Source organism: Candidatus Dadabacteria bacterium (assembly GCA_026705445.1).
GTDB lineage: Bacteria > Desulfobacterota_D > UBA1144 > Nemesobacterales > Nemesobacteraceae > Nemesobacter.
This window is the reverse complement of sequence record JAPPAR010000035.1, coordinates 1-26,049: the sequence shown is the minus strand read 5'-3', so window position 1 is coordinate 26,049 and position 26,049 is coordinate 1. Positions and strand designations below refer to the sequence as shown.

Annotated in this window: 23 protein-coding genes; 12 read left to right on the top strand and 11 right to left on the bottom strand. The window is 52.0% G+C overall.

From position 1 onward, the window contains the following. A partial coding sequence (locus OXG75_07050) for a hypothetical protein (protein MCY3625729.1) occupies positions 1–1,055 on the bottom strand: 1,055 nt, incomplete at its 3' end. A 438-nt stretch (positions 1,056–1,493) separates the two neighbouring features. Here OXG75_07050 and OXG75_07045 point away from each other — a divergent pair. Continuing rightward, the gene (locus OXG75_07045; protein MCY3625728.1) at positions 1,494–2,306 is read left to right on the top strand and encodes a methyltransferase domain-containing protein; all 813 of its coding nucleotides are present in this window, start codon (positions 1,494–1,496) and stop codon (positions 2,304–2,306) included. Between the two features lie 92 nt (positions 2,307–2,398). Here OXG75_07045 and OXG75_07040 read toward each other — a convergent pair whose 3' ends face one another. Then, a complete protein-coding gene (locus OXG75_07040) occupies positions 2,399–3,538 on the bottom strand; it encodes a DUF1295 domain-containing protein (protein ID MCY3625727.1) in 1,140 nt (379 codons plus the stop codon). Positions 3,539–3,802: 264 nt separating this feature from the next. On the opposite strand from OXG75_07040, the gene OXG75_07035 reads away from it, so the two are divergent. Both OXG75_07035 and OXG75_07030 read left to right on the top strand, forming a co-directional pair. Continuing rightward, positions 3,803–5,821, top strand: coding sequence for a cytochrome P450 (locus OXG75_07035; GenBank protein ID MCY3625726.1), 2,019 nt, complete (start codon positions 3,803–3,805; stop codon positions 5,819–5,821). After that, positions 5,787–7,205 carry an FAD-dependent oxidoreductase gene (locus OXG75_07030; protein ID MCY3625725.1) on the top strand — a complete coding sequence of 473 codons (1,419 nt, stop codon included), beginning with the start codon at positions 5,787–5,789 and terminating at the stop codon, positions 7,203–7,205. The genes OXG75_07035 and OXG75_07030 overlap by 35 nt, the downstream gene beginning before the upstream one ends. A gap of 41 nt (positions 7,206–7,246) precedes the next feature. Here OXG75_07030 and OXG75_07025 read toward each other — a convergent pair whose 3' ends face one another. Next, positions 7,247–8,104, bottom strand: a complete 858-nt coding sequence (locus tag OXG75_07025; GenBank protein ID MCY3625724.1) for a hypothetical protein — start codon at positions 8,102–8,104, stop codon at positions 7,247–7,249. 349 nt (positions 8,105–8,453) lie between these two features. On the opposite strand from OXG75_07025, the gene OXG75_07020 reads away from it, so the two are divergent. Genes OXG75_07020 through OXG75_07005 form a run of 4 tightly spaced genes read left to right on the top strand, consistent with a single transcriptional unit; the run spans position 8,454 to position 13,521 of the window. After that, positions 8,454–9,611, top strand: a complete 1,158-nt coding sequence (locus OXG75_07020) for a SpoIIE family protein phosphatase (GenBank protein MCY3625723.1) — start codon at positions 8,454–8,456, stop codon at positions 9,609–9,611. Next, the gene (locus OXG75_07015; protein MCY3625722.1) at positions 9,612–10,046 is read left to right on the top strand and encodes an ATP-binding protein; all 435 of its coding nucleotides are present in this window, start codon (positions 9,612–9,614) and stop codon (positions 10,044–10,046) included. It begins immediately after the preceding gene. 4 nt (positions 10,047–10,050) lie between these two features. Beyond that, entirely contained in the window at positions 10,051–11,289 is a 1,239-nt protein-coding gene (locus tag OXG75_07010) for an ABC transporter substrate-binding protein (GenBank protein ID MCY3625721.1), read from the top strand. 6 nt (positions 11,290–11,295) lie between these two features. Then, complete coding sequence (locus OXG75_07005; GenBank protein ID MCY3625720.1) at positions 11,296–13,521, top strand: ATP-binding protein; 2,226 nt, start codon at positions 11,296–11,298, stop codon at positions 13,519–13,521. A 6-nt stretch (positions 13,522–13,527) separates the two neighbouring features. Here OXG75_07005 and OXG75_07000 read toward each other — a convergent pair whose 3' ends face one another. Then, the gene (locus OXG75_07000) at positions 13,528–13,887 is read right to left on the bottom strand and encodes an STAS domain-containing protein (GenBank protein MCY3625719.1); all 360 of its coding nucleotides are present in this window, start codon (positions 13,885–13,887) and stop codon (positions 13,528–13,530) included. A 224-nt stretch (positions 13,888–14,111) separates the two neighbouring features. On the opposite strand from OXG75_07000, the gene OXG75_06995 reads away from it, so the two are divergent. Next, complete coding sequence (locus tag OXG75_06995; GenBank protein ID MCY3625718.1) at positions 14,112–14,474, top strand: STAS domain-containing protein; 363 nt, start codon at positions 14,112–14,114, stop codon at positions 14,472–14,474. A gap of 210 nt (positions 14,475–14,684) precedes the next feature. Here OXG75_06995 and OXG75_06990 read toward each other — a convergent pair whose 3' ends face one another. Then, entirely contained in the window at positions 14,685–15,305 is a 621-nt protein-coding gene (locus OXG75_06990) for a methyltransferase domain-containing protein (protein MCY3625717.1), read from the bottom strand. Beyond that, positions 15,302–15,721, bottom strand: coding sequence for a class I SAM-dependent methyltransferase (locus tag OXG75_06985; GenBank protein ID MCY3625716.1), 420 nt, complete (start codon positions 15,719–15,721; stop codon positions 15,302–15,304). Before OXG75_06985 ends, OXG75_06990 begins: the two co-directional genes overlap by 4 nt. A 290-nt stretch (positions 15,722–16,011) precedes the next feature. Between OXG75_06985 and OXG75_06980 the strand changes: the two genes are divergently transcribed. Next, complete coding sequence (locus OXG75_06980; protein ID MCY3625715.1) at positions 16,012–18,342, top strand: MMPL family transporter; 2,331 nt, start codon at positions 16,012–16,014, stop codon at positions 18,340–18,342. A gap of 72 nt (positions 18,343–18,414) precedes the next feature. Here OXG75_06980 and OXG75_06975 read toward each other — a convergent pair whose 3' ends face one another. The 5 genes from OXG75_06975 to OXG75_06955 form a co-directional block, all read right to left on the bottom strand. After that, the gene (locus tag OXG75_06975; GenBank protein ID MCY3625714.1) at positions 18,415–19,458 is read right to left on the bottom strand and encodes a Rieske 2Fe-2S domain-containing protein; all 1,044 of its coding nucleotides are present in this window, start codon (positions 19,456–19,458) and stop codon (positions 18,415–18,417) included. A 42-nt stretch (positions 19,459–19,500) separates the two neighbouring features. After that, positions 19,501–20,169, bottom strand: coding sequence for a glutathione S-transferase N-terminal domain-containing protein (locus OXG75_06970; protein ID MCY3625713.1), 669 nt, complete (start codon positions 20,167–20,169; stop codon positions 19,501–19,503). Between the two features lie 39 nt (positions 20,170–20,208). Continuing rightward, positions 20,209–20,811: an ACP phosphodiesterase gene (locus tag OXG75_06965; GenBank protein ID MCY3625712.1), complete on the bottom strand. Its 603-nt coding sequence runs from the start codon at positions 20,809–20,811 to the stop codon at positions 20,209–20,211. Positions 20,812–20,820: 9 nt separating this feature from the next. After that, the gene (gene htpG / locus OXG75_06960; protein ID MCY3625711.1) at positions 20,821–22,671 is read right to left on the bottom strand and encodes a molecular chaperone HtpG; all 1,851 of its coding nucleotides are present in this window, start codon (positions 22,669–22,671) and stop codon (positions 20,821–20,823) included. A gap of 190 nt (positions 22,672–22,861) precedes the next feature. After that, complete coding sequence (locus OXG75_06955; GenBank protein MCY3625710.1) at positions 22,862–23,677, bottom strand: class I SAM-dependent methyltransferase; 816 nt, start codon at positions 23,675–23,677, stop codon at positions 22,862–22,864. Positions 23,678–23,852: 175 nt separating this feature from the next. Here OXG75_06955 and hemB point away from each other — a divergent pair, with 175 nt between their 5' ends. The 3 genes from hemB to OXG75_06940 all read left to right on the top strand — a co-directional run. Beyond that, entirely contained in the window at positions 23,853–24,881 is a 1,029-nt protein-coding gene (gene hemB, locus OXG75_06950) for a porphobilinogen synthase (GenBank protein MCY3625709.1), read from the top strand. 90 nt (positions 24,882–24,971) lie between these two features. Then, complete coding sequence (locus OXG75_06945) at positions 24,972–25,253, top strand: type B 50S ribosomal protein L31 (GenBank protein MCY3625708.1); 282 nt, start codon at positions 24,972–24,974, stop codon at positions 25,251–25,253. Between the two features lie 515 nt (positions 25,254–25,768). After that, positions 25,769–26,049: hypothetical protein (locus tag OXG75_06940; GenBank protein MCY3625707.1), on the top strand; the 281-nt coding region annotated here is incomplete at its 3' end.

Below are 26,049 nucleotides of genomic sequence, written 5' to 3'. Positions count from 1 at the left end.
CATTCGGCAAACAGGACCAGATCAGAGTTCGAACCCAGTACGGAATAGAGTGTGTACTCGCTACCCAAGATAGAAGCTATGTAGTCCTCTTCCTCTAAAGCATTGAGGTGTTGAATGTACCTGCTGTTCCTCGCGCCGGCGCGGTAGATTGCTTCCAGCTTGAGCAGCAGGGAGCCCCTTGTAAGCTGCGCATCCACGCTGAATTGGCGAATCTTCTCGTAATGCGGAGCCAGGACCAATCCGGAGTCGAGAAATATCGGCAAAAGGGTGGGCTCCCGGTTCGTACCGTTAAACAGGCTGAGACCAATCTCGAGCGGTCCTAATGAGCCGCTGTACCGGCCGGCAAGATCAATATGCCACTTTTTCGCGCCGGATTCGTATGAAATCATGTCCTGGTCTACAATGAACTCATACCGCTGGCGGCCCCGCGGGCCCGGATAGATGCGCGCACGGTGCCACGTCATCGCGAACAGTTCCAGTGCTCCCCAGTCACCCGACCAAGTGAAATGGGCCATTGGCTGACCCATCTTTGTCTTTTCGTTCGGGTGTTCAATAACGTCGGTCTGGTTGATGATATCCACCAGGGAACGCAGTTCCGCGACGCCCCAGAACACCCGGTCGATGCCCAGACGCAATTCCCATTCGCCATCGCCTATATCGCCGTACATCAGCAGATAGGCCTCAAGGAAATCAGCGTACGTGCGGTCCGGATCCCCGGCATCGTACCGCAAAAAGGGAGTCACCGCTATGCTTGTGCCTTCATCGTTCTCAACATAGAACGTCGTCTCAAGCGCAAGCCCGCCGGCATACGAACGCTGGTCGGGATACACAGCATCTTGGGGGTACAGCCAAGCCTCAGTCGAGAGGCGCCCGGAGACATCAATCCCCTCGGCGAAGCCGGCCGGGTACGCCACGGTCGGGAGCACCGAAACAAGCATCCCCAGCACCACCGCTAAAATCGCCGGGATGACTGAAGCCGGAACGCTCTTGCCGCTCTCACCGGGTTCGGTGAACGGATTTTTGAGAATCCGGCACTGGGTCCTTTCAAACAACATGATTGTAGTGCGTAAACCTCATTTTATTCAGAGATATAGTAACCTAAATTTTTGCGTTCCAAGTCTTGAACCGGAATTATATTCAAATCTGGTTTTATTGAAGTTCTGAAAAAAGCGGGCCGGGTGATCCAAAGAATGTTTTTGACCCATTGACGGAGATCGGATAAGATCGTTTCCTAAAATTCAGAAGAAAAGTCAGAAGTTGATAAGAAATCTTTCATATAGAAAACTCTACAGAGGGAAACACAAATGGCAGATGACTCCCATAACCCAGTTTCAAATGCAGTTCAGCCGGATGATATTTTGGAAAGGCTGTCGAAGTACCGCAGAAGCCAAGGGCTGAGCAAGGAAGAGTACGCCAGCACGGTAACGGCGTTTTACAACCTCATTACCGACTTTTGCGAGCGTGGATGGGGACAGTCGATTCACTTCGCAGTGATGGAGCCGGGGGTGTCTTTCGAGGAATCCATTGCCAACCATGAGTATTTTCTGGGCGAAGCCATTGGGTTGAGACCGGGTATGAAGGTGCTGGATGTCGGGTGCGGCGTGGGCGGACCCCAACGCTCCCTCGCAAGAAAGTTCGGCACTTCGATCGTGGGCCTCAACATCAACAAATATCAGCTCGGGAAGTGCTCCGTGTATAACAGCGAGGCTGGCCTGGACCATCTCTGCAGCGTCCTGCACGGCGATTTCCTGAATATACCGGCGGAAGACGGAAGCTTCGACGCGGCTTACCATATCGAGGCCTTGTGTCATGCGCCGGATAAAGCCGCGGCCTATGCCGAGATATTCCGTGTATTGCGGCCCGGCGCGGTCTTCGTCGGCTACGACGTGTGCACGACCCCGCTTTACGATGGCGGAAATCCTAAGCACCGGGAACTCAAGGAAATAAACGAATACGTCTCCGCTCTTCCGGAAATCGCTTCATTCATGGAGGTAGACGACGGCCTGCGGGCAGCCGGTTTCGAACTTGTCGAGGCGCGTGACCGCGCTCTTGACGCCGACCCCAAGACGCCGTGGTATCAACCGCTGGAAGGGGGCAGCCTGAATCTGAGGAGTTTCTCGAGAACGGCCCTTGGCCGCAAAATCGCCTCGGCGGTTGTGCCCGTTCTGGAAGGCGTGCGCGCCGTACCCAAGGGATCGTCCGAGGCACGAAAAATTATCAATGTCGTGGCCGACAGCCTCCTAGCCGCAGGACGTCTGGGAATTGTTACGCCCATGTACTACCACAAGGCGCGCAAGCCGGGCTGATCCGTACAGGCAACAATCAGGTTCCAACGAAAGCACTGTGCGGCACGGCGGCGGGTGTAATTACCCTGAATGAATCCAGCCGGGAACTCTCATCAATAAATGCCGGGAAAAATCCGGTATTTGACCCGCGCCTGATATTCCGCCCACTTTTCGGCACCGTATTTCTCAGCACAATACGCATCGTCAAAACGTTGACGAAAGGTAAAAAACGTTACGACGAAGACAAAGTAGACCCACGCCCAGGGATTGGTAAAGTAGCCGAATGCCAGGGCAATTGAAAGACCAAGAAAACCTTCGCCCAGGTAGTTGAAGTGGCGAGCGGCACCCCAGAAGCCACTGCACAGGATCTTGCGGTCTCCGGCTTGGATGTACTCAGGCTTGATGATCCCGAGAAATTTGCGGTCGGGCCATCGCTTGAATGTATATTTCTGCATGTTGGCGCCGCGCGAGATGCCCCACCCGAACAGGAACAGGGCAGTCGTCCCGACCAGCCAGAAATATGTCCATCCCGACGAGAACCCGGGAGACGGGTAAGCGGCCATGCCCCAAAGCGGGAGGATAAACAGCCACCCGTAGACCACGAGACCTCCCCAGAACATTTTGAAGCCGATGCCCTCATGGATCAGATCATAGGTATACAGCTGGACGCGCTCGAAGATAAAATAGTCCAGTATGTAGTATGTGTAGAATGCCGCATACAGGAAAACGCCCGGATTATAGTTCTTGCCAAAGATTTCGTAGTTGTACGCAGCCCCAGACAAGGCGTTGAGCGCCAGCATCGTCCCACCGACGACATAGAAATACATCTTTATATCGAAGCGCTCGTTAAAGAACGATATCTCCTGCACCCGCCCGTCCCAAAGCGCCAGAAGCGGGTTTTTTATCCTGCCTTGCGGCTGGCTGAAGACCGCTATGATCGCAAAGATCGTGGTGAAGACCGTTCCGCCGGTCACGGCATAGACCGAGGACCGGTAGAACCACTCACGCGGCATCCCGGTGAGCTCGAAAGCCCACACGATCAGCGCGACCGCAAACACCACGATACCGTTTAGCCGGTAACTGCGGGGTTTACCGGTCTGCGGATTAATAACGTAGCCGGGAACCCGCTTTCCGGGCAGTATAAGCTGCGCAAGGAAAAACACGGCGAAAATCACAAGCGGGGTGAAAAAACCCGCTATAGCTTCCGTCCGGGAAAGCTCGAAAAGGTGGCCAATGCCAAGCCATTCGATCATAACTGAATCCTCCTTTCCCCAGTGAAGTGGTCGCTATACGCACAGAGAAGATCAATGACGCACTGCACTGGAATTGCGTAATGCTAGCAGTATACAGACTATATGGGGACAGTGCTCGGAATTTTTTGGAAATTCAAGTTTCCAGATTTGACTACAACCCGGTCCGGGTATACAATCTCCATATTACGAACTATGGTTACAGGTTTTACAATTCTCTGCAATCATTATCGCGCCACAGGTTAAAACGGAAGGAAGCAACGGCTGGTGAATGATCCTATTGAAAACCATCAACTGAGTTTGCTCGACGAGTTCATATTGATGCTCCTTGACGAGGAAAGCGGCTATTTTTACCAAGTAGCCGCCCACAAAATTAACTGCGCTATCATCGGCGCGGCACTTGCGGAACTTTCCCTCCTTTCGCGTATCGACACGGACGTCGAGTCTCTCCTCCTTCTGGATTCAACAGAAACGGGCAACCCCAGCTTAGACCTGATTCTTAAGGAAATCGTTGATGAACCGGTTCAACACAACGCCCAATACTGGATTGAAAAGCTCTTCAAGCATGCGGAAACAATCACTGATTTTACATTAGAGAATCTGGTTGATCTTGGAGTTCTGGAACATCACCAGGGTGATTTCTGGACAGTGGCAGCTGGCAAACTATACGCGGATGCAGACGGCAACGACGAAGATGCAAGCATAGGTCAGTTCATCAGAACCAGAATCGGCAAAGACATCTTTTCAGACGACATCCCACATCCGCGAGATATTATCATCGTTTGCCTGATCGAAACATGCGATATTTTTCCCCTCATGTTTAAACTCAACAAGAAGGCGGAAGAACGGATTAAGCTTATCTGCAGGATGGACCTCATCGGCCGTTCAATGGCGGACGCGGTCGCAGAAAACATCAATAATCCGTTGCTTACAACTTCTCATCATGGCAAAAAAATCCCGCGCGTCTCACTTCATCGGATACTGCTCAACCCACATGCTCGTACTGGAAACCTTCCGGCACTTTTTGCAGATTTGACAAAGCAGTACGGCCCAGTCTTTGAGATCGCTCCTCCTTTCTCAAAGCCGAATATTTTTCTTTCCGGAGCGGAAGTAAACCGCTGGGTACGTCGACACGGACGGAAGTACCTGACATCCAAGACCCTCTTTGGCGATTTTGAGAAAGTGTATGGGGCGGTAGGCATATTGCCTGCCCTAGATGGCGCGGACCATTTCCGGTACCGAAAAACCATGACTTCAGCCTACTCCCGCGGGAGACTGGAAGAGCAGCTGGATGTGGTCTACAGCAAGGCGCGCGAATACATGGCAAACTGGAAAGTGGGCGAAAGCTATCCTGGAAGGGACCTGTGCCGAAAAATGATCAACGCTCAGATGTCACCTTTATCCATGAATATTGATACGCAGGACATCATGGAGGATATAATTGCCTACAAGGAGCGAGCGCTCAGCACCCATCTCTTAAATATCTTGCCAAAATTCATGTTGGAAACGCCGGGAATGAAACGCAGGGCCAAGGCAATAGACACCTTGATGGAGCGGGTACAAAGTGTCCATACAGCAGCCCAACGGGCCGGTTGTCCGCGAAACTTTGTGGATGATCTGCTAAGCCTCAATGCGAACTACCCGCTATTGATGCCCGAGTCGAATCTGAGTTTCGCTCTATCGGCAGTGGTGCTTGCCAGCATGTACCTGGGTGACGGCTTTAGCTTCGCTCTTTATGCCATGGCGTCACAACCCGAGCTTTACGAAAAAATTCAAAGCGAGGCCGACGCACTGTTTTCAAACGGTGATCCAACTGGCAAAGACCTCACTCCCGCCAATCTGGAAATCACCGATCGCTTCGTCAATGAATGCCTTCGGGTGTACCCGATTGTTCCGATGTCCATGCGCGGCGTCGTGAATACGTTCACGATCGAGGGCTACGAAATACCGCAAGGGGCCAGAATAAACATCGCGCAAACCGCCCCGCACTATATGGAAGATTCCTTCCCGGATCCCTTTTCATTTGATATCGACCGTTACCTGCCGCCCCGCAATGAGCATAAAAAGCCTGGATACGCCCCATACGGACTGGGACCGCACACGTGCCTTGGCAACCGATGGATGACTCTGCACATGGCTGTCAACCTGCTGATCATAGCGCATTACTTTACCCTTCGCGTATATCCCGAAAACTATAAACTTGGGATCACCGCATTTCCATCAATGAAGCCGAACAAGAAGCTTAAATTTCATGTCGCCGAACAGAAACGAGAATTGCCCGTCTGATTATTCCCAAACGGAGAACACTGAAAAAATAAGAAAGGTCGCTATTATCGGTGGTGGAGTATCCGGGTTGGGGGTGGCTTGGGCTCTGCACCGACACCCTGATCTGTTCGAGTTTCGAATTTTTGAAGCCCAGCCTCAGCTGGGTGGCAATGCCGTAACAGCTGACATGCCGCAAAATGATGGAACCTCGATCCCGTTTGATATTTCCGTTACCGCGTGCATCCCATCGGCATACCACCATATGGTGCTGTTCATGCAGCAACACGGCATCGATCTGGTAGACACCAAATTCAACTACAGCGTGAAGTACCGTGGCGAAATCTACGCGCATGATTTCGACTCAGATATCAGGAGTCAGCTGCAACCGGAAATTGCCAGGTTCCAGAAACTCCTGGGGCGTCTCAAGTGGTTCGGCAAGCTTAACCACTCAAGATCCCTACTGCTCAATTCCCTAAATCCATTTAACTACATCAGCATGGGAACCGTTCTTAACTTGGGCAGGTTTTCCGGAGACTTCAGGTACAAGGTTCTGAAGCCGATGTTCGTCAACTTCCTGATGGCAACGAATGTGTTCGACATGCCCGCGTCCCTGTTTGCCCGGTATCTTGAGTTCTTTGATATAGAAACAGCGACAACAATGCATACATGGGATATGGGTACGCGGCGCATATACGAGGAAATGTCCGCAGGGTTCCGGGACAGGATATATCTCAACAGGCCCGTGAGGAAAGTATATCGAAGCGCATCCGGTGTGCTAATTGAAGATGAGAACGGAATCACGGAGACATTTGATGATGTGGTCTTCGCGTGCAACGCGAACCAGACATTGATGATTCTTGACAATCCGACCTTGCTCGAGAGCTTCCTTCTTTCCTCGATTCGTTACGAGAGCGAACTTCACAACCATACGGTTGTACATTCCGATGCCTCTGTCCTCCCGGACAACGCCGCGAAGCCCCTTAAAACCCGGAGCAACCACATTGAACAGTACGGTGCGAGACCAGACAACTATGAAATCACCTACATCATGCACAACCAGCAACCCGGGGCAAAGAAATCGGACAAGCCGTGCCTAGTGACCTACAACCCGATCAGTCGCATCAACGAAGAGAAAATCGTAAAAAAATGGTGGTTTCAGCACATCGTACACGATGTGTCTCACATAGCCTTTCTGATTAATCTGTTTGGTTTCGTTCAGGGGCGCAAAAGAACCTGGCACTGCGGTGCCCATACCCTGATCAACAGCCAAGAGACATGTTTTGTTTCCGGCCTAGCTACGGCGAGACAGATCGGAGCGGACTATCCGTTTCAGGATTCCGAAGCGAGGAAGTGGTTTAACTTCTACGGACGCATGATGTACGGATGGCGCTTCAGAAAGGCCTAGAACAGTCCCGGAATCCCGGTTCCCCGAGGCGTTGCAATTCGTCAGTAGTCGTCATCATCGTCGTCGTCGGATTCACTGAGTCTGTTTAGGGCCTCGACCGCTTCGATGTGCACTATCCGTTCATAAGCGTCCTTTGCCGGCAACCCGATGGAGTGCACAAGGAGACCCCGCGCCTTCTCCCGGTACTGGTAATCATCCAGAGCCAGCAGTCCGAGTGCGTATTGCAGGGGGACATCTTTCGCGTTGGGAGCCAGAACAAGTGCCCTTTCGAAGGAGGAAATGGCATCCTTTTTCCGCGCGCCGTAAACAGTGCGTGCCAGGAATGAACCCATTGCGCCAACCAGTTCCGCATGCCACCGCCCCATGCTGAGATGCGCTGCTACCAGCTTGGGATTAATCCGAAGCGCGTCCTCTGTGGATTCGCGTATTTTTTCCGCCTGGCCAGCTGCCTCGAATGCCCCGACAGTCTCCGCCTGCCGTCCGATAGCACGCGCCAGCTGCAGATGGGCATCCGCATTGCCGGGATCGGAGACAACCGCCTTTCTGGCCAGCGTTACGGCATGCTCAAGCAATTTTTCCTTCTCGCCTTCCCTGGCAATGTAGCGGGTGTGAACTGAAAGCGACTTTGCGGACAATGCGAACCCCTGTGAAGTCCCGAGCTTTTCACCGATCCGGGCTGCTTCGGCGAATCGCCCCTGTGCATAGGCCGCCTTTGCCTCGTCAATGGTTTGTGCATGGGCAACACCGGTCAGCGCCAGGGCGCAAACAAACGCCAGGCAGCGCAGAGAAAACAGGCTGACAGCATTAACCGGACAAAGGTTATTCGACTTTTCGTTTAACGGTTCCGAAATAATTAGTGTCTGAAAGAAAACCGAATGCCTGTGCGTAAGTCCGAACATATTATCTAGAGTACCAACCCCGGGAATTATATTCAAACCAGTATGCGGAGGTTCTAAAAAAGCGGCGCATCCGGCTGATATGACTCACCAGATAAACAACAGCAAGATACAGTGCTATGGGCGGAAAACATAAAGAGTTTGAACCGGAACAGTTCAACGAAGAAAATGCCTTTACGCAAGAGAATTCTAATTTGTTTGCCGCAAAATAACAGTGGTTCCCGTGGATTCAGGTTCGACACAGGCCTTTTGCCAAGTCAGATATATTGATCGCCTATACATAACTTCATGTAATCAGGTATATAATTACTGCTTCAGTTAATCACCCCCTAAGCGACAGGGCAGGCTCTAAATGAATGACAACAAAATCCGGATTTTAGTTGTCGATGATGAAATAGACCTAGAACAGCTTATGCTGCAGAGAATGCGGCGTGAAATTCGCCGCGGTCGCTACGAATTCGAATTTGCGCACAACGGCGCAGAAGCCCTCGAGCTTCTGCGCAAAGACAACGGGTTTGACATCGTGCTGTCTGATATCAACATGCCCGTTATGGACGGGCTGACATTGCTGGCACAGATACCGGAAGTAGACCCCGATATTCGTGCCGTAATGGTCTCCGCATACGGCGACATGGAAAACATACGGACTGCCATGAACCGCGGGGCATTCGACTTCGTTACCAAGCCTATAGATTTCACGGACCTGAAGACTACAATTGAACGTACGATTGAAAACCTTACCCTCTGGCGCAAGGCTCTTGCCGCACGCGACAAGCTTGTAACTCTCCAGAACGAGCTTAATGTGGCGCGGGCGATGCAGCAGAACATTCTTCCAAAGTCCTTTCCAGATTCTCAGGCATTTGATTTGTACGCAAGCATGGTTCCGGCTCTTTCAGTAGGCGGCGACTTTTTCGATGTTTATGAATTTGGTGAAGGCCAGGTCGGAATCGCAATAGCTGATGTGTCGGGCAAGGGAGTGCCTGCGGCAATGTTCATGATGGCAAGCCGTACATTGCTAAAGGCCTGCGCGGCAATTTCCACCTCTCCGGCCGCCGTGCTGGAGCAGGTAAATACGATGTTGTCGGATGAAAACGATGCCATGACATTCGTAACCCTGTTATACGGCATTTACAATACTGAAACGAAAGAATTTGTGTACGCAAACGGCGGACATAATCCGCCGGTCATTGTCAAACCAAACCTGACAACGGAACTGCTGGAACCGACGGGCGGAATTGCCCTGGGGGTGATGCCAGATTTTAAGTATCAGGAAAACACAGTCACCCTTGAACCGAGTTCCATGATTGTGTTTTATACTGACGGAGTGGTGGAAGCCGAAAAAGAAAACAAGGAATTATTCGAAATGGACAGGTTTTGCGAAATTCTCCGGGGCGGCACTTTCAAGGATGCCGAGGAAGTTACGAACGAGGTGTTCAGCAAGGTCAGGGAATTTGCCGGCGAAAATCCGCAATCTGACGATATAACCTGTCTTGTTCTGCGAACCACATAAATGGGTAAAGACGGTAGGATGCAAGCTTCACGTACGTTGATCGTTCCGAATCGGTTGGAGGAAATCCAGGCGATTGCGGCAGCGCTGGAGGAATTTTGTGAACAGATGGATTTCCCACCTGAAGCGCTGTTTCACATACAGCTTTCCCTGGAGGAAATCTTCACCAACGTGGCAAGTTATGCGCATGATGATGATCAGGAGCATGAAGTGGAGATTATATTCTCAGGAGAAGGTGAAACCATTACTGTTGAGATACTGGATGACGGGTGCCCCTTTAACCCGCTTGAAGACGCGCCGGAGCTTGATGTCGAAAGTTCGCTTGAAGACCGCCGTATTGGCGGAGCAGGAATAATGCTGGCCAAGCAGCTGATGACTGAGCTGCGCTATCAGCGTAGCAGTGGTCGCAATCATCTGACCATGATCAAGAAAATTTAGAAAAATGCGGTTACTAAGCAGACTGTCTCTCAAAAAACTGGTTGCCGCTTCAGTAGTTGCAATACTGGCAAGCGCAGCATCAGGGGAGGCCCGGGAGCAAATACGCGCCGAGCCGGGCGTATACAGCGATCGTATTGTATTTGGACAGTCAGCTGCCTTCAGTGGTCCGGCCAGCGAGCTTGGCAAGGGCATGCAGACCGGCATTCTTTCTGCGTTCAAAGAGGTTAATGACCGGGGCGGCGTTAACGGACGCCGTCTGGAACTGCGATCACTGGATGACGCATACGAGCCGGAAGCGGCAATCGTAAATACGCAGAAACTGATTGGTGAGAATGTTTTCGCACTCATCGGTGCGGTTGGCACTCCCACATCCAAGGCCGCGGTACCCGTCGCGGAGAAAAACGATGTGCCTTACATAGCGCCCATGACCGGTGCGGAGTACCTGCGTGGCAGCAAACGCCGGACAGTGATCAATCTACGGGCCTCGTATTATCAGGAAACCGAGGAGATGATAGAACGACTAACGACTGATCTCGGAATTAACCGCATCGCCATTCTCCACCAGGATGATTCATTCGGTCGTGCCGGCCTGCAGGGGGTACTTCTTGCTCTTGAGCGGCGCACGCTCTCCGCTGTCGGAACGGGGATATTTCCTCGCAATACCGTAGCGATAAAGACGGCGCTTGTTGATTTGCGTGCCACAGGACCGGAAGCCGTGATTATTGTTGGTCCCTACAAGCCAACCGCAACATTTATCAAGTGGGCCCACCACATCGGCTTGAACTCCATTTTTATGACGCTTTCATTCGTAGGCAGCAATGCCCTGGCAAGCGAACTGGGTGATCAGGGGGCCGGAGTTCTGGTTACTCAGGTGGTTCCATTTCCAACCGGGAACACGGTGCCCGCCTCAGCTTCCTATCGTGCTGCGCTCAAGGCTTACGATCCGGCGGCAAAACCCGGATTTATATCGTATGAGGGATATTTGGCGGGGCGGCTGGTTGTCCATGTCGTAGAGAACTGCGGCAGGCAGGTTACCCGCAGCTGTATTGATGCGGTGCTGCGCACCGGCAACAACATTAACCTGGATGGCTTCACCTTGAGATACAGCAAGAATGACAATCAAGGTTCAGACAGCGTGTTCTTGACGATGATTGGTTCCGACGGCCAGTACACGCCTCTTGTGTCTCTAACCTCGGCGACGATACTGACCGACATTGTGCATATGCAAAAGACACCGAGATAATCGAATATGCTTTCAAGACTCTGGAACAGGATTTCCACGCAAATTTCTACGCAACTCTATATAAGTTTTGGAGGTGCAGTAGTACTCGTCATTATCGTCAGTCTGATTGCCCTTTTCTTTCTCAGCCAGATCGGCAAAGTTCAGCAAAACGTTAACGAAAAGAACATACCCGAGATGGCATCGGCGTTTGCAATTGCCCAGCAGACAGGCATGCTCGTCGCCGCCGCCCCACGGCTCACCACAAGCACTCCCGAGCAGTTCGGAACCGTAGCCGGGACGATCGACCTGCAGGCAGACGCATTTAAAACACAGCTCTCGGCAATGATGGAAGATCAGGGAGAAAGCGAACAATCACAACGGATCAAGTCTGACGGGGTTGCCATAATCCAGAACATAGAGCGAATCAAACTGCTCGTCAGGGAACGTTTTGACCTTCGCAAGAGCAGTCTCAATCTCAGAGACGAGCTTCAGGATATACATGGCAAGATAACGCCGATTATGATTAACGAAATCGACGATCAGATGTTCTATCTGATGACCGGACACCGGTCTCTTGGTGAAGTACAGTCGCCCCGCTCGGTTCATTTCTCCGAATCGGAATTCCTGATCTATCGCCACCTCTTTGAGCTCCGCGAAGCGGCTGTGGTTGCTTCGCAGCTACTTGCAACCACATTTGTAGTGACCGATGCGGCCATGCTGCAGCCACTGCGAGAACGGTTTGAAGCCGCAGCCGGCAGCATCAGCAGGTCGCTTGAAGCGCTTGAGAAATACAAACGGGATAGAGGCGACCTTCATGACCAACTGCCCCGGATTTCCGAAGACCTGATCTCGTTCGGCAGAAGGGAGAACAACGGATTCGACCTGCGCAGCCGGGAACTGGCAGTTGACGATGAACTGTCCGCCCTGCTTCTCGAGAATCAGGCTTTAGGAATTGATATCGTAGCGCGGGTAGAAAGTGTTGTAAATGATTCAAGCATGGCCGCGGGGGAGATGGCAAGCAAGGCGGCCGCGGTAACCGCTACCAGCACCAAGCTGCTGCTGGCTTTCAATATTGTCAGCATAAGCGGCGCAGTCCTGCTGGGATGGCTGCTTGTGCAGCGTCGCCTTATCCGGCGTCTGGAGCGCATATCGAATCAAATGCAGGAAATGGCTGACGGCAACCTGGAAATAACCGTCGACACGAGAGGCAATGACGAAATCGCGCAATTGTCCAAGGCGCTTGAGGTGTTCCGACACAACGCACTGGAAGTGCAGCGCCTTAATCTTGTGGAAACTCTTGCGAACCAGCTGCAGGAAAAAAATGAGGAACTGGCACATGCCAACGAGGAGTTGAAGCGGGCGCAGGACCAGATCGTGATGCGAGAGAAACTTGCCGCGCTTGGACAGTTGACAGCCGGGGTCGCGCACGAAATCAAAAATCCGATGAACTTCATCATGAATTTCTCAGAGGTTTCACAGGAACTGCTGGAAGAACTGCTGGAGGAAATAGCCAAGCTTGAGGCTGGCGGAAGCACAGAAGAGGGATATGATCCGGAGTTAATCGAAGAAGTGGCCGAGGACCTGACGGGAAACCTGAAGCGCATTCACGAGCACGGCACTCGCGCGAACCGGATCATAACAGACATGCTCAAGATGGGTCGCGGTGGCGGGGACTGGCAACCGACTGACCTCAACGTACTGCTTAACCAGCATGCGCTGCTTGCGTTTCACAGCGCTCGCGCCTCTGACCCTGATTTCCAGCTGGAAATCAGGGAAGACTATGCGCAGGACATAGACAAGATCATGGTACAACCGCAGGACATAGGCCGGGTTTTCCTGAACCTGGTAACCAATGCCTGCTATGCCGCAGACGAAAAACGAAAAATGCTGGCTGCTGCTGACGATGCTTCGAAAAAGGATTTTCAACCGACGCTTAGCCTGAGCACGCGGCTGATTGATGACCATATTGAGATACATGTCCGTGACAATGGAACCGGTATTCCAGAATCTGCATTGGAGCGTATCTTTAATCCGTTCTATACAACGAAACCCACGGATCAAGGAACAGGTCTAGGATTATCGCTGTCCAGTGACATCATACGGCAGCACGGCGGCGAGATCCGCGTAGAAACGCAGGAAGGTGAATATACAGATATGATTGTTGTCTTGCCGCTTGACCCCGCAGCTAATCAGGTGATTGATGCTTCTGGAGAGGATACAGAAGGCAAGGACCTGACAACTGCTTCTTCGTAACGCACTTTAACCCGTTATTGCAGCTACAGCATCGGAACGAGATTCGACCACGTTAATGATTTTGTCGAAACCCGCGATCTCGAAGATTTCTTTTATGGAGCCAGGCAGAGAACACAGCATGAATCTCGTTTTTCTGCCTTGGAGTGTTTTCGCAACAAGCAGAATCGATCGCAATCCCGCACTGCTGATGTAGGACAGCTTTTCAAGATCCAGAACTACGGGACTGTCAGAATCGCTAATTTCCTTGTCCAGATTTTCGTGGAATTCCTGCGCGTTCATACCATCAATCCGGCCAACTACGCTTATCATAAGAACCCCTTCAATCTGATCGGCCTGCAACTCAAGTTGGTTGTTCTGAGTACTCATTCTTCACCAAATAGCAATCTATCTGAATATAGCGTGACAATCAAAATATGATTTCTTATCGTAACCAAAGGAATAATACCGGAATATTTCAGGGGATACAACCCCATTTGTTCAGGAAGCAAATTATATACTTGTTTACCTAAACCATGATAGGCAAGTATAATTCCATAGATTTTACTTGCACTTAACCTCAATAGAGATGTTTTCGGAGGTATATTCAGGACATGGAAGGAAGCGATAAAAAAGTCCAGCTTCAGACCGAGCGGATAGAAGAAGTCCTCATCCTAAGCTTATCCGGAGAGGTTCACGGCCTTGATGTGCATAAACTCCATGACGAACTGCGGGACGCAACTGGCGGGCCCGACAAGCTCGTGCTTCTCGACCTCGAAAAACTCCTCTATATCAATAGCGCTGGTCTGAGCTCTGTTTTGATGGTTGCGAAAAGATTGCAGGAAAAGGAAGCAAAGTTTGCGGTGTGCTCCCTGTCCAGAGCGGTAAAGGGAGTCTTCAAGATGTCGGCTTTTGACAAGGTAATTGATGTGTTTGAGTCCCGTTCCGAAGCCATAGAAGCGATAAGAAGCGGCTAGTCCGCAGAGGATACCTCTCTTGCTCAAACCTGTGGTTATACAATATGCCGATCCCTTTTCACCTCAGCCCCGATTTCAATTTTATTCTTTGATCTAACGGGCTTCGCAGACATTATCCACGGTCTCGCAATGGCTCTCTCACTGCCCGCAGGCGGGGTTTGTCCGGGGATCGTAACGGCACGTGCGCGGCAAGCACGGTGCCAATCAGGCCTAATGGGGTTTGCGAGCCAGAAAACAGTATAGAGGCGTGAAGATGCCAGTCCTCCCACCTTCGACATAGGCCTCAGCAGTCCGGTTCAGGGATCGGAAGACCTCTGCAGAACCCCTCGGAAACAACCCAACCATCTCGGCCAGCTTTGATCCTGCGACCAGCACTCTGCGGCCATGGGGAAGCCTGAACAGGACGTTACCAAACATCCCGTGTCGACTTACCATGGGTTGATACCATGGTGTGGATACCCCACCCCCAGAGACGCCCAGGTCCGTCCCCTCGATGATGTGGAACCCTGCCGCTTCAAGCGCTTGATTCACTTCCCCGAACATGGCGATGTCCTTTAGTGCAATGCCACGCTTGAGGTCACGCTTAAGGTCCCAGTGCCGGCTGTCGTTCGGATCGAACTTGTCCGTCAGACACATCTCCTGCCCCCAGAACAGAGCTCCGGGTTTCAGTACGCGGAGTATCTCTTCAAACGCACCCTGCTTATCCGGCGCATGGCATGTTGACTCAATGGCATAACCGCGGTCGAAAGTGTTGTCTTCAATAACGCTCATATCCATGAAGCTGCACGCCAGGTAATCGACCATGTGGTCGAGCCCCGCCTCGGCATTCAATTTTTCGCCTTTTCCAACTGGGTTTTGTTTATGTTGATCCCGGTAACCCGGACACCGGCCTCACGAACGACACGACGCATCGGGCCGCCGATTCCACAACCAACATCAACCACCGTCATGCCGTGGCGCAGATCCAGTTTGTCGATCATCAACCGCTGATGGCGGATTTTGGAGTCTTCCAAGGTTTCATGGGGCGCGAGGGGGGCGAAGTGCAGGGATTCACCCCAACTCCATACCATCAGCTCGCTGTAAAGATCGTAGTAGTCCCTGACCAGATGGGCGTGGTCGTAACCGCCCGAGTCAACGGCTTCGGGCGTCGCTCGCTCCATCCAGCCCTCGAAGTCCTGTACGCGACGGGCGACATTGGACCCCCGGTACGCATCCTTGAGTTTTTTCGACAGTCTGCCTATATCCATGGAATGGTTTACCCGTTTCCCTCAGCTTTCAGAGGCAGGCAGAGTGCCATGAGTCATTGTTATCTTCCGTTCCCATTAATTCTTGGGGAAAAATTGAATTCGAAATGCATTATCCCGCTTTACCGGAGACACCGGGAATAAGTTGATAACGGAACACTCAGGATGAACCTGCTATCCCTGCTCATAGAGTAATACAGACAGTTGTTCCCGTCAATGCAAAGAATCTTTTCATAGAACGCAAATTCCCGGGGTTGTGTCTCCTGAGATATCTCGGTACCATTTCCCATCGTATGAGTCTCGAATCCTGTATCTCGATGATAGTCACCCGACGCTGGTTGACTATTCTGCTCTCTTTGCTTGTTATGCTTGTGCTTGCTGCGGGGGCCGCGCGCTTGATTGTGGTGGATGTGGACTTTCGCAATCACTTTGGAGAATCCGACCCGCACCTTTTAGCACTGGAACAGCTTGAAGAGACATATGCGCTGTCTGATGTTGCACTAGTCGCCGTGGCGCCGCATAACGGCACCGTCTTTACGAAAGACGCGCTTGTTGCCATTGAAGAGTTGACTGAGCAGCTTTGGCGCACCCCCTACGCCACCCGTGTCGACTCTATTTCGAACTACACGCACAGCGAGGGGCTTGAAGACGAACTGGTTGTTGAGCCGCTTATCGAGGAAGCCGGTTCGCTGAGCGATACGGATATAGAACGAATCAAAGATATCGCGCTCGGCACCCAGGAAGTTGCCGGGCGATTCATTTCCCGTGACGAAAAAGTTGCCGGTTTGGTTGTGAGTATCGTGCTTCCTGACGAAAATCGTGAACTGACCAAGCGAGAGGTTACCGACTACCTGTATGAGACTGTTGCCGACGCCCGGGGAAAATACACATCCATCGACTACCACCTTTTAGGCGGACTCATCCTAAATCGTGTCATAGGCGACGCTCTTGACGATGAAACAGCCATACTCGGGCCGATTGCTCTTGGAACCATGCTGCTTGTCGCATTGGTTCTGATACGTTCGATATGGGGAACGCTTGCCATCGTGCTGATGATTCTTGCCGTCATCCCATCCGCGCTGGGCTTTGCCGGATGGACCGGCTTAAGGTTGTTTGGTGAAAGCGGTGCCGCGTTGTTCGTACTGATGGCCGTGACCGTCGCTCATTCCGTGCACATTATTGAGGGAATGGCCGGGGGCTTGCGCCAGGGCATGACGAAAGCAGAGGCGGCGGTCCATGCCGTGCGAGTGAACGTGTGGCCTGTTTTCCTTACCTCGTTCACAACTTCAATCGGATTTCTGAGCCTGAATTTCGTAGATATGCCGCCGTTTCGGGTCATGGGCAATATCGTGGCGTTCGGCTCCATGTGCGCTTTTGTCTTTTCGGTGACCCTGTTGCCCGCATTCCTGTCAGTATTGCCTGTTCGTGCCCGGAAGATGCGTGAGAACAGACTGGATTTTTTCGATCGTCTCAGCCGTTTTGTCATCTCCTACCGTACGATCCTTCTTTGCTTCTTTGGCATTGTAACTATCGTGCTGGTTGCCGGCATTTTCAAGATCGAACTCAGGGAAAACTGGCTTGAGGTTATGGATGAGAGCTACGAGTTCCGGCGATCCGCGGATTTTCTGAGCAAAAACTTCCCTGGAGTGGAAACCTATGAGTACTCTCTTGACTCCGGCCGTGAGGGAGCCGTCACGGATATAGAATACCTAAAACAGGTTGAGGCGTTTTCTGACTGGTACAGGGAGCAACCGGAATTTGTCCATATCTTCTCAATTGCCGACATCATGAAGCGTCTGAACAAGAACCTGCATGGTGATAACCCGGATTACTACGCGCTTCCAGACGATCCCGAACTTGCTGCACAGTATCTTCTGCTCTACGAATTTTCTCTTCCGATAGGCCGTGACCTCAATAACCTGATCGACCATGACCGGAGGGCAACACGCGTAACGGTCTCAGTGAAAAGTATGTCCAGCAAGGAAAAAATCGACCTCGACAACCGTGCACGTGCATGGTTGCAGAAAAATGCCCCCAGCATGGAAACCGGCGCTACAGGAATTTCGATTGTGGGGTCTCATTCGATTCAGAGAAACATTGAAAACATGCTACAGGGCACTTTTGTGGCGATGGCCATCGTCTCCCTTCTGCTGTTCGCCATATTCAGAAGCATACGCCTGGGACTGGTCAGTCTGATACCCAATTTCCTTCCGGCCGCTATGGCCATGGGGCTGTGGGGACATCTGGTGGGAGAGGTAGGAGTTCCGGCGGCAGTCGTCACCGCTATAGCATTCGGCATTATCGTGGACGATACCATCCATTTCATGACAAAATACACGGACAGCAGGAAAGCGGGGAAACTGCCTTCGGAGTCCGTCCAGATTGCCTTTCGCTCAGTGGGCAGGGCGCTATTTACAACTACCATAGTGTTCGGACTTGGCTTCATGGTGTTCGGAGCATCCGGGTTGGTCGGAAACCAAGTGCTTGGTCTTCTGGTGGGAATAACGGTAATTATCGCTCTGGTAGCAGATTTCTTCTTTCTTCCGCCGCTTCTGATGCTGCTTGATGAAACCAAGGAAACCGGCGAGCAGATAAAAGAGCGACTGAGAAGCTCAACCGCATAGATCGCTAGAATTCCACTCGGCCCGGGAGGGCAAAAAACAGCATGCCGGTTCGGCATAAACCTCTACAGCCCTCTATGGGTTGTAATACTGACCATCCGGATAGAACTGCCTGCAGTAGCGCCGATACTTCCCGATATCGCTGTCAGCACTGCAGAGCTTCGGACGTGACCGGTGCTTCAGATTGCTCCAGATGACGACATCCTGCATGACGTCATGCTCCTGGGAGGCAATGAGTATCTTGTTCATGATGCGGGTCCTGAGCCCCGTTGGAAAAAGCCGCAATCCCACACCCAGTCCCTTGGGGTTACGAAGCTGCCGCACCTGGCTCACCAATGTCATTTCAACGAATTTGCCGTCAATCGGTGTTGTGAGCACCCACATGCGGGTTTCCATGTCCATTGAATGTTCGCGGATCTCGACAAATGAATAGCCGAGCCCGTGTATATTGGCTACCGCGGAGACGTCGTACTCAAAAAGCCTGATACCGGCAACCCCAAGGGTACGTTTGAAGTTAAAGGAATTTTTAAGTGCGGTGCCGTCAATTGATACCGAACCGACAAGGTTCACACTGTCGTAGTGGTGCACATAGCTGAGGTGTGCGGCATCCACTGAGTTCTCGGTAGTTTCCTGGGGGTGTCCGGGGAAACGGATGTGGCGGAACTCCTTCCCGCTCCAGTCCGCATCCGTCGTGGGAACCTCGGGCAGATGCCATTGAGGCGTTCGACCGCCGCTGCCCCACCACGCAAAGATGAGACCCTGAATTTCCCGCGTCTCGAACACCTTCAGCCTGGCGGTCTTCGGCGGAGGAGCGAAAGGTGTCGCTACGCATTGACCGCTTACATCAAACTCGAAACCGTGAAAAGGACATACCAAGCAACCGTTGCTTATCCGCCCCCCTACCTCAGGGCCAAGGTCGGCTCCAAGATGCGGACAGACTGCCTCGGCAACGCAGACTCTACCTTCGCTGTTGCACCAGACAACAACCCGTTCTCCAAGCCAGGTTCTCTTCAGAAGCCCCTGTTTTTCAATCGTCTTGCGGCTAGCGACAAAATACCAGCCTTCCGGGAATGGATAGAGCAAGGGTTCATCCTCGCGCACATTCGGGTTTTGACTCATTTGCCATTATCTCCCGCCTACCCTATATCACGCATAAGGAGACTAGGAAAGCAGTTTCCGGATTCTCTTTATTTTCTCTTCTTCCGTTTCCTCTTCCTCCGGCGCCGGAGGAATCCCTTTTCCTCTTGTTACGGCAGGTCTTTCGCCTACCCTGGTACGCCACCTGCTGAGATTCGGGAAAGCCTGAAGATCCATTCTGACCCAATCGTAGGCATTTATCCAGGGCCACGTTGCCATGTCGACAATTGAATACTCTCCGGCAATATAATCCACTGTTGAGAGTCTTTCGTCGAGCACCGAGTAAAGTCTCTTTGTTTCCTCGGTGTATCTCCTTATCGCGTAGGGAATCTTCTCCGGGGCATACTTCAAAAAGACGTTCAGCTGTCCCTGCATGGGCCCTACTGCCGACATCTGGAACATGAGCCACTGGATACACGTCGTTCTGCGGCTGTCTCCGACCGGAGGGAGAAAGCTTCCGAACTTGTCGGCAAGATATATGAGTATCGCTCCTGACTCAAAAACCGCCGTGCCGTCATCATTGTCAACTATCGCGGGTATTTTCCCGTTCGGATTTATCCCGAGAAACCACAGCTCCTTGTGTTCAAACCGAGAGAGATCAAGCGCGTGAACCTCGTAGGCGGCTCCCAGTTCTTCAAGCATTATCGAAACCTTCCTGCCGTTCGGCGTGGCAGCCGTGTAAAGATCAATCACCTTTCACCTCCTGGGGGAAATCAGGCAGCAGCAGGGGTCTCACCCGATCCCAGCATCGCTCCCTTTCTCAAGACATCTCGCGTATTCAATAATTTCCGGGAAAAACCGGTTGAAATGCTCGTTCATCTCGTCGTAGTGCGCAACGAGTTCCCGCTCGGACCCGGAAAGGGGGTTTTCCCTCCTTACCCTTCTCGACATTCCCTCGAATACAGCACCGAGCCCCGAAACACTCTGGTACTTCTCTATCCAGCCGTCCCTGATAATGATATTTATCCTGTCCGCCGCACGCTCGGGGAAGATATCCGCCGCCCCGAGGATTATACCATACGCCCTGTCAAGAAAGTCCCTGAGGCTCTCATCCGAATACCTCTCCCAGTTAACGGCAAGCAGGTGGTCATAGAAGATGTCAAGGATAACCCTGCTCCAGCGCCTGCGCTCTGGACTTATAAGCCGGGCGCACTCCCTAGTTATTTCATGAGAATCCGTCCAGGCGTCAATCCTGCGGTGCATCATTATCCCGTGCCTTACCCCAGGAGTGTAGTGCTCCTCAGTCAACCGGCCCTTCACGAAATCGCCGAGAAAATTCCCTATCAGGCATTCAGGGTCATCTCCCCCAAGACGTATGTGGGCAAGGTAGTTCATCCGCAGGCATCATCCGGAGCTAAGCCGCTCAAGAAGCTTGGTTATTCTTCCTACCATGCTTCCGGGATTCTCCATGTACCCGGCGGCCAGAAGTGTGTTATCAAAAAGCTGCTCAACTATGGTTGCGGCTAGTTCCCCGTCTTTTTCTTTCATTGAAGCAAGATTCTTTATAAGCGCATGGTCTACGTTTATCTCAAGGCGGACTACGGAACGTATGCCTGTACCGGCGCTCATGTTCCTCATGATTCTTTTCATCCCCTGGGTCATGGTGGAATCGGAGTTAAACGCGGCCGCCGGACTCTCAACCAGCCTCCGGCTAACGCGCACGTCCCCCACCCTCTCGCCGAGCACCTCCTTCATCCAGCCGCAAAGCGATTTTTCCTCCTCAGAAGGCCTCCGAGAGGAACTCTCCGCATCCTTGTCAGCAACGCCTATGTCAACGCTGTCGCCAGAAACAATCTTTTTCCCCCCGTACTCTCCGAGAGTCGACATCACGAATTCGTCAATCGGTTCGTATATGAAAAGAACCTCGATGTCCTCTTTGCGGAAAAACTCCATGTGGGGCCCGTTTTCAATCGCGTCTCGGGCTGAACCTAACAGGTAATAAATCTCTTCCCGACCTTCGCCCATCCCGGAGATATAATCCTCGAAGGAAACCAGCTCCCCTTTCCCCTTGCGCGAGGACTCAAAGCGCAGCAGACCCCGAAGCTGCTCTTTGTGCTCAAAATCCGAGGCCACTCCCTCTTTTATGAAAAAACCGAATTTCCCGTAGAAATCGCCGTAACTCTTCGGATCGTCAGCCGAGCCCTGCTCGAGGAATTTAAGAAACCTTTTCGTAATGGCAGAGCTGAGTTTCTTAACAAGAGAGCTGTCCTGCATGGTCTCCCTTGAGATGTTAAGGGGAATGTCGGCGCTGTCCACCACTCCCTTGAGAAACCTCGCCCATTCGGGGAGAAGGTTTTTCGGTGACGCGTCGATAAGCACCCTCCTTGAGTAAAGGCTGACAGCAGGATCCATCCTTCCGAATCCGAGGCGCTCCATGTTGTCCTCAGGTACGAACAGAAGCACGTTCATGTCAATCGGGGCCTCGGAAGAGAAATGGAGCCTGTACCGGGGTTCGTCAAAGGAGTTTGTCTGGAACCTGTAGAAACCGCCGTACTCTTGGTCTGTGATCTCGCTCTTGCTGCGAAGCCAGATGGCTTCCGTGGTATTTATCTGCTCGCCGTCGAGCTTAAGCGGGAAAGGAACAAACGCGGAGTATTTTCTCAGAATCTCCCTTACCGTGTCAGGATCGGAGAACTCCCTTGCCTCTTCTCTCAGAGACACAACGACCTTAGTGCCTCTTCTGTGCCCCTTTCCCTTCGTTATTTCAAAAGTCCCGTCGCCGCGGCTTCGCCACACTAGGTGCTCCGAATTCTTCCTGTAGCCCCGGGTAAGCACCTCAACAGAATCGGCGGCCATAAAGGAACTGTAAAAGCCTACGCCGAACTGCCCGATCAGGTCTCCCCCCTTGATTCCGCTTTTCTCCACGGCCTCAAGGAAGCTCCTTGAACCGGAGCGGGCTATCGTTCCCAGATTCTCCACAAGCTCCTTTCTGCTCATCCCGACGCCGTAATCGGTAAAGGTGATCGTATTGTCTTCGCTTGAAGTGGATATTTCGATTTCAAGCGGCAGAGAGTCGTCGTATATTTCCTTTTCTGTAAGCTGTATGTACCTGAGCTTCTCAAGAGCGTCGGAGGCGTTTGAAACCAGTTCCCTGATGAATATTTCCCTGTCGGTGTACAGGGAATTGATAACTATATCCATAAGCCTCCGCACTTCGGCCTGAAATTCGTGCTTCTCTGTTTTCTGCTCGGTCATCTGAAACCTCCCTCGTAATAAATTACCGCTTTCACACAGTAAAAATAAGGCTGATTGTCATCCTGACAAGGCCAGCTTGCGGATAAAACCCGTTTTCGCACAGCAGAATGTTTCGGGACAGGCAGTGCGAGAAGGGAAAATCGGCAAGACGACCAGGGGTCAGGTCTTGGAAGTATGGCCTGGGAAATCCCTATCCGCGCCCCGTTGCCTCTCCCCATGCGAAGGCCGCCACCGCCCCGGGAGTATCTTTCCACTCATCAAGTCTCCGGCGCCACTCATCGAACTGCTCCCCGGTCGCGATTCCGTACCCGACGGCTGCCGCGCGGGTTTCAGCGGAGAAAAACCAGTCAGAAGCGAAATGGTAGAGAAATTCAACATCTTCCCGAGCGCAGAAAGGTTCAAAGGAAAAGCCGGCTTCCACGTCCGAGAATCCCGCCTGAAGAAGAAGCCGTTTAAGCTCCCTGCCTATTTCGGGATGGCCGCCGTTTGCGGTAACCAGTTTCGCGAAGGTCGCAAACTGCTCCCGCAATCCAGGTTCGTAAAACGACGATTCAACAGACATCTCTCTCGCGGAGACAATACCCCCGGGCTTAAGCACCCTTCGGGCTTCGCCAAGCGCCGCCATGATGTCCGGGACATGTATAAGCACGCCGTGAAAATGCGCCACGTCAAACGAGTCATCCTCAAATGGCAGATCGGTAATCTCCGCCGTGTGAAAGTGCGCGGTTGCGACCCTGGCAGACTTCGCCGCGGCCTTTGCCATCTCGACCTGCGAGGACTCCATGTCCACTCCGTGCAGTTCCCCCGGAAAGACAGCTTCGACAAGACCCATGGAAATAGTTCCGGGGCCGCAGTCGAGATCAATGACCAGCATGCCGGGCTTAAGACACGGGAGCAGGTGCGCCGCGTTTGTCCGCGCGTTTCCGCGTCTGAGCAGTTTCTCGAAATCCTCACTGTACCCCATTGTGTAGGTATCGGAAGCTCTCCGGGTTTGCTGTCCGCTCACTGTTACCTCCCCTGTGCGTGCCGATTATAACAACTCCGGGCGGTTTTTAAAAGCGCGGAACGCAGAACCGCGGTGTCCCCGCTTGCCGCTGGTTCTTGCCTTTTGCTGTTTACACAGGTTTCATTTTCGTAGCGAATTTCAATGCCACGTACAGAACAGAGGAGAGACAGAGACCTTGAAACAGGGGAAAAAGACAAAGACGCCGGAAAAAGACACGCCGTCTCTTGACATCTGCGCAAGACCGAGAAGAAACCGCAAATCCCGCTCCATAAGAAATCTCGTCCGGAAAACCTGGCTTTTGCCCGGGGATCTCGTGTACCCGCTTTTCATACACGACAAGAATCACGATGAGGAGATAGAGTCCATGCCCGGGTGCAGAAGGTTGAGCGTTTCAGGCCTCGTTGAGGAGGTAAGAGAAGCCCACGCTCTGGGTATCGGGGCCGTAATGATTTTCCCGGCGGTCGAAGACGGCCTTAAATCTCCCTTCGCCGAAGAATCCTACAACCCCAGAGGGCTTGTGCCAAAAGCCGTAGCCGCCGTAAAGAAACAGGTTCCCGAAGTCTCTGTCATAACGGACATCGCTCTTGATCCTTACTCAAGTGACGGACACGACGGGGTGGTATCTCCATCCGGGGAAATACTCAACGACATTACCGTTGAGGCGCTGTGCAAGCAGGCTCTCTGCCACGCCGCTGCGGGAGCCGACATAGTCGCGCCGAGCGACATGATGGACGGGAGAGTCGGGGCTATCAGGGAAATTCTTGATGAAGAGGGCTATACGAACGTTTCGATAATGTCTTATACGGCCAAGTATGCTTCCTCTTTTTACGGACCGTTTCGCGGAGCGCTTGACTCAGCGCCGAGGGGAGGGGACAAGATGACCTATCAGATGGACCCCGCGAACTCAACAGAAGCGCTGCGGGAATTGATCCTGGACGAGGAGGAAGGAGCGGACATGGTGATGGTGAAACCTGCCGGGTACTACCTGGATCTCGTATCACTGTTCCGGGAAAACACTGATCTTCCGGTGGCAGCCTATCAGGTAAGCGGAGAGTACCTTATGATAAAGACGGCGTGTGAATCGGGCTGGCTTGAAGAGGAAAAAACAGTTCTTGAAAGTCTCCTGAGTATAAAAAGGGCCGGCGCCGACATTGTAATCACTTATTTCGCGAAAAAAGCCGCCGAAATTCTTTCCCGAACTTAGCAGTAGGAAAAGGCCGGTGCCGCGACGCGCTTTACAAAATTTTATAGTCGTATAGAATTTCCTTTCTCAAAAAAACACTGGACAGACAAAATGAAAAAAGATATTCACCCAGATTACAACTATGTGGTTTTTAAGGATTCGTTCACCGGGCATATGTTCCTTACGCGTTCGACCAGAACATCCGAGGAAACCACCAAATGGGAAGACGGAAACGAGTATCCGCTTATAAGCGTGGAAATCTCAAGCGACTCTCACCCTTTCTACACAGGAAGGGAAAAGCACTATAAAAAAGAAGGCAGGGTCGAGAAATTCCGTCGCAAGTACCAGAAAAAGTCCGCCAAGCAAGAGACCGTGGAAACCGAATCGCAGTAAAAAGGGTTCAGAATCCCTCCGTTTTTTCCATAACCGAGTGAGGGAAGATATAGCTGCAAAAAGGGTTTGGTCAAATGACAAAGATCAATTATTCTACAATAATCAATCCGTCTGAATGAAAGCAACCGCTCCAGAGATACTCAAGACTGCATGGATGGCTTGTTTGAGACCATGTTTGGCAAAACCGTCACGTTTAAATCTTTGACCACTCGAACAACCGTCTGTACAGGGCAGACTACAAGAAATGAAATGCTACATTGTCATATTTGAAACGGTATCCGAAGAGTCTCGGAAGCGAATAAAAGATTCTCTCGTATCCTATAAGATCTACTGTCCTATTAATAAGTCTTGTTGGGCTATTAAGACCAACGAAACTGCCGTCCAGGTTCGTGACAAACTCATGGGTCTTTCGGATAAAAGCGATCGGATATTCGTGATTCGGTCTGGCACCGAAGCTGCATGGGTTAACAGTTTCGGCGATAAGCACGATAAGTGGTTAAAGGATAATCTCTAAGATGCCGCCTCTACCTCCTTCTCCTTCTAATGACAACCAGACTGTATCAGTCCGGGTTGCCCGCGTAGGTTCTATTGATATCTACGAGGTCAAAGACAGCGAACTGGAGATTTTAGAGAAAGGCGGATCAGTGGGAACGCAGTTCAATTTCGCGGTGTTTCTCCTCACTCTGGCATTCTCCAGTATTACCTCGCTATTCACGACAACTTTCAAGGCAGAAATTGTTCGGACCATTTTTGTGGTTGTCGCCGTAGTAGGTTTGGTATTGGGCGTTTATTTACT